This is a genomic window from Thauera phenolivorans (assembly GCF_001696715.1).
Taxonomy (GTDB): Bacteria; Pseudomonadota; Gammaproteobacteria; order Burkholderiales; family Rhodocyclaceae; genus Thauera; species Thauera phenolivorans.
In genome coordinates this window covers 45,841-49,996 of sequence record NZ_MBFM01000005.1, presented here as the reverse complement: position 1 = coordinate 49,996, position 4,156 = coordinate 45,841, and the positions used below count along the sequence as shown (strand labels likewise).

At 69.2% G+C, this 4,156-nt stretch carries 5 protein-coding genes; 3 read left to right on the top strand and 2 right to left on the bottom strand.

All coding sequences use genetic code 11. The features are described 5' to 3' along the window. On the top strand, nucleotides 1–1,521 hold a 1,521-nt coding region (gpmI, locus tag BB334_RS13230), incomplete at its 5' end, for a 2,3-bisphosphoglycerate-independent phosphoglycerate mutase (RefSeq protein WP_068809460.1). 50 nt (nucleotides 1,522–1,571) lie between these two features. On the opposite strand, the gene parA is transcribed toward gpmI, so the two are convergent. Together parA and BB334_RS13220 are read right to left on the bottom strand one after the other, a co-directional pair. Beyond that, nucleotides 1,572–2,237: a ParA family partition ATPase gene (gene parA / locus BB334_RS13225; RefSeq protein WP_068808979.1), complete on the bottom strand. Its 666-nt coding sequence runs from the start codon at nucleotides 2,235–2,237 to the stop codon at nucleotides 1,572–1,574. A gap of 55 nt (nucleotides 2,238–2,292) precedes the next feature. After that, nucleotides 2,293–2,820 (bottom strand): NUDIX domain-containing protein, encoded by a 528-nt coding sequence (locus tag BB334_RS13220; protein ID WP_083200462.1) that lies wholly within the window; start codon nucleotides 2,818–2,820, stop codon nucleotides 2,293–2,295. Nucleotides 2,821–2,979: 159 nt separating this feature from the next. On the opposite strand from BB334_RS13220, the gene BB334_RS13215 reads away from it, so the two are divergent. Then, on the top strand, nucleotides 2,980–3,333 hold the full coding sequence (locus tag BB334_RS13215) for a helix-turn-helix transcriptional regulator (RefSeq protein ID WP_068808978.1): 354 nt from the start codon (nucleotides 2,980–2,982) through the stop codon (nucleotides 3,331–3,333). A gap of 8 nt (nucleotides 3,334–3,341) precedes the next feature. Further along, on the top strand, nucleotides 3,342–4,156 hold an 815-nt coding region (locus BB334_RS18500), incomplete at its 3' end, for a type III PLP-dependent enzyme domain-containing protein (RefSeq protein ID WP_083200461.1).

The following is a 4,156-nucleotide window of genomic DNA, read 5'->3' as shown; positions in this document are numbered from 1 at the left end:
CTCTTCGCCGCGTATCCCAACATCCGCCTGCGCGCCCACGGCACCGCGGTCGGCATGCCCTCGGACGAGGACATGGGCAACTCCGAGGTCGGCCACAACGCGATCGGCGCCGGCCAGGTGTATTCGCAGGGGGCGGCGCTGGTCGCCAACGGGATCACCGAAGGCGCGATCTGGCAGGGCGAGGCGTGGCAGGAGATCGTTGCCGGTGCCAGGCCCGGCGCGAACGGCAAGGCGGGCGTGCTGCACTTCATCGGCCTGTTCTCCGACGGCAATGTGCACAGCCACATCGACCACCTCAAGGCGATGGTGGTGCAGGCGAAGGCCGAGGGCGTGAAGACCGTGCGCATCCACGCCCTGCTCGACGGCCGCGACGTGCCCGAGACCAGCGCGCTGGAGTACGTGGTGCCCTTCGAGGCCTTCCTCGCCGGGATCAGCACCGGCGGCTTCGACGCCCGCATCGCCTCCGGCGGCGGCCGCCAGACCATCACCATGGACCGCTACGACGCCAACTGGCCGATGGTGGCGCGCGGCTGGCGCACCCACGTGCTCGGCGAGGGCCCGCAGTTCGCCAACGCCACCGAGGCGGTGCACGGGCTGCGCGCGCAGCATCCCGGCACCATCGACCAGGATCTGCCCGAGTTCATCATCGCCGACGGCGGCAAGCCGATCGGCACCATCGAGGACGGCGATTCGGTGGTGCTGTTCAACTTCCGCGGCGACCGCGCGATCGAGATCACGCGCGCCTTCGTCGAAGCGGAATTCCACCAGTTCGACCGCGTGCGCCACCCGCGCGTGACCTACGCCGGCATGCTGCAGTACGACGGCGACCTGCAGCTGCCGAAGCGCTTCCTGGTTGCGCCGCCGGCGATCAGGGACACCTCGAGCGAGTGGTTCAGCAAGTCGGGGCTGGCGCAGTTCGCCTGCTCCGAGACGCAGAAGTTCGGCCACGTCACCTACTTCTGGAACGGCAACCGCTCGAACAAGTTCGAGGGCGAGACCTGGCAGGAAGTCCCGAGCGACGTCGTGCCCTTCGAGCAGCGGCCGTGGATGAAGGCGGCCGAGATCACCGACGCGATGATCGCCGCGCTGCAGTCGGGCCAGTACAAGGTGCTGCGCTGCAACTACGCCAACGGCGACATGGTCGGCCACACCGGCCACTTCCGCGCCGCGACGATGGCGATCGAGGCGGTGGATCTCGCCCTGTCGCGCCTGCTGCCGGCGATCGACGCCGCCGGCGGGGTGGCGCTGATCACCGCCGACCACGGCAACGCCGACGAGATGTTCGAGCTCGACAAGAAGACGAAGCAGCCGGCGCGGAACAAGGACGGCTCGTTCAAGGCGAAGACCGCCCACACGCTGAACCCGGTGCCGCTCATCCTCTACGACAACGTCAGCGGCGGCAGGCTGGGGCTGCAGGAGGCCGAAGCCGCTGGCCTGTCCAACATCGCCGCAACGGTGGCGAACCTGGTAGGGCTCGAGAAGCACCCGAAGTGGGACGACAGCCTGCTGGTGGTGAAGTAGGTCGCCCTTCGTCGGTCGGTACGGCACCTGTCAGACGCCCGAGGGCGCGCTCAGGCGGTCCGCTCGGCCAGGCCGAGAACGGCAGTGACCAGCGCTTGCACCTCCTCCTGCGCGGCCGCCGCCGCGCGCCCGAGCCCGAACACCGATCCGCCCCGCACCGCGCTCAAGGCGTAGGCGCTGCGTTGCGAGAGCGGGGTCTGCAGCACCGGCAGGCTGAACTCCTGCAACACTTCGAGCACGTCGCCCGCCAGTGCGGTGCGCATCACCCGGTTCGGCAGCAGCGCAGCGCGCAGCTTCGGCCGCTGCCGTTGCCGTTCGAGGATGAGGCGCTCGATGGCGCGGGTCGACCACAGGTCGGTCGGACTCGGCACCACCGGTACCAGCGCCAGGTCGCACAATTCGAGCGCGCCCGTGGTGTGCGGGTGCTCGATCGACGGCGGGCAGTCGATCACCACGATGTCGACGCGGTTGGCGAGCTTGCGCAGGCCTTTCGCGAGCTCGGCGGGGCTGCCGCGCAGGGTCTTCACTTCCGCCGGAAAGGGCGTCTGGCCCGGCGCGGACGCGGCCCAGCGGGCCGCGCTCTCCTGCGCGTCGAGGTCGGCGACCGCCACGCGGTAGCCCTCGAGCGCGAGGCCGGCGGCGAGCTGCATCGCCACCGTGGTCTTGCCCGCGCCCCCTTTCTGCGAAATCAGCGCGATCAGCATGGGTGCGCTCATCCGTTCCTCCCTTCGTTCGTTCCTCGCGAGCTTACCGGTTTGGGCGGGGCGTGGGTTACTGCATCGTCCCGCCGCGGGCCGGGGACTCGGGCGGTGCCGCGGCGATGGCGCCGGCATCTTCACGGCGCTTGCCGACGCAGGCGCGTGCGCGGGCGAGCAGGCCGCGCTCGAAGAGCAGCCGGCGCATGCTCCTGGCGAGCATGCGCGGCAGGCTGGCGTCGTCGGCCCAGGCGAAGCGGTCGATCTCCGGCACCCGCCGTCCGCTGACGTAGTGGTCGAAGTAGCTGGTGCAGCGACACCCGTCCGCCGGCGTTTCCGCCTTCGTCGTGCCGACCGCGAAAAGATGGAGATCCTTGCCGCGATAGTAGGCGTGGCGGCCGAGGTCGATGAGGCGATCGGGCGCGAAGGCGAGGCCGAACTCCTCCCGTGCCTCCCTGAGCGCGCAGACGAGCGGCGCTTCACCCGGGTCGATGAGGCCCTTCGGCAGATCCCAGTGGCTGCTGCCGGTCGAGTGGCCGACGAGGAGTCCGCCGCGCTCGTCGACCACCAGCAGGCCGCAGGAGAGTTGGGTCGGTGCGGTCACGTCCGTCATTGTGCCTGACGGGATCGGGAATGAGCAGGTGGAGGAACCGATCCCCGACCCGGTGCGCCGTCGGCGCCGCGCGCATCCGGATATGGTATTGACAGCATATGCCTTCTAAACCATAATCTGCCCTCCCGACGCAATCGAAAGGAATTCGGCATGGCGAAAAAGCACAGCGGCGAGGGCGCGGCACGTCCCGTCGGTCGCCATGGGCTCGTTGGGATGGAGGGTATGCCGCTGGCCACCTTGAAGGAACTGCGCAAGGGCGCGAAGCAGACGCAGGAAGACCTGGCGGCGACGCTGGGTGTCGGCCAGGACACCATCTCGCGCCTCGAAAAGCGCAGCGACATGCTCCTGTCCACCCTGCGGCACTACGTGGAGAGCGTCGGCGGCCAGCTCGCGCTGGTGGCGACGTTCCCGGACCAATCGGCGGTGATCATCGATCACCTCGGCGAGAAACGGGCCGCGAAGAAGCGCGGCAGCCGCGCTGCGGTCGCGGCCGACGAGCGCTAGGAAGGCGGATGCAAGACAAGATTCCAACCCCCTACTACCTGATCGATAAGGCGGCCCTGCTGCGCAACCTGCAGGTCATGGACCGGGTGCGCGAGCGCTCCGGGGCGAAGCTGCTGCTGGCGCTGAAGTGCTTCGCGACCTGGTCGGTGTTCGACCTCATGCGCGAGCACATGGACGGCACCACGTCCTCCTCGCTGTACGAGGTCAAGCTCGGCCGGCAGAAGTTCGGCGGCGAGACCCATGCCTACAGCGTGGCCTTCGCCGACCACGAGATCGAGGAGGTCGTCGCCCACTGCGACAAGATCATCTTCAACTCGATCAATCAGCTCGAGCGCTTCGCGCCCGCCGCGGGCGACAAGCCGACCGGCCTGCGCCTGAACCCGGGCGTCAGCTGCGCCGGCTTCGACCTCGCCGACCCGGCGCGGCCCTTCAGCCGGCTGGGCGAATCCGATCCGGCGCGCATCCTGTCGGTGATCGACCGCCTCGACGGCGTGATGATCCACAACAACTGCGAGAACGACGACTTCGCGCGCTTCGATGCGCTGCTCGGCGACGTCGAGCGCCGCTACGGCGAGATCCTGCAGCGGCTCGAGTGGGTGAGCCTCGGCGGCGGCATCGGCTTCACCGCGCCGGGCTATGCGCTCGACGCCTTCTGCGAGCGCCTGCGCCACTTTTCCCGCAAATGGGGCGTGCAGGTCTATCTCGAGCCGGGCGAGGCCACCGTGCGCCACACCACCACGCTCGAGGTGAGCGTGCTCGACACCGGCTTCAACGGCAAGAACCTCGCGGTGGTCGACAGCTCGACCGAGGCGCACATGCTCGA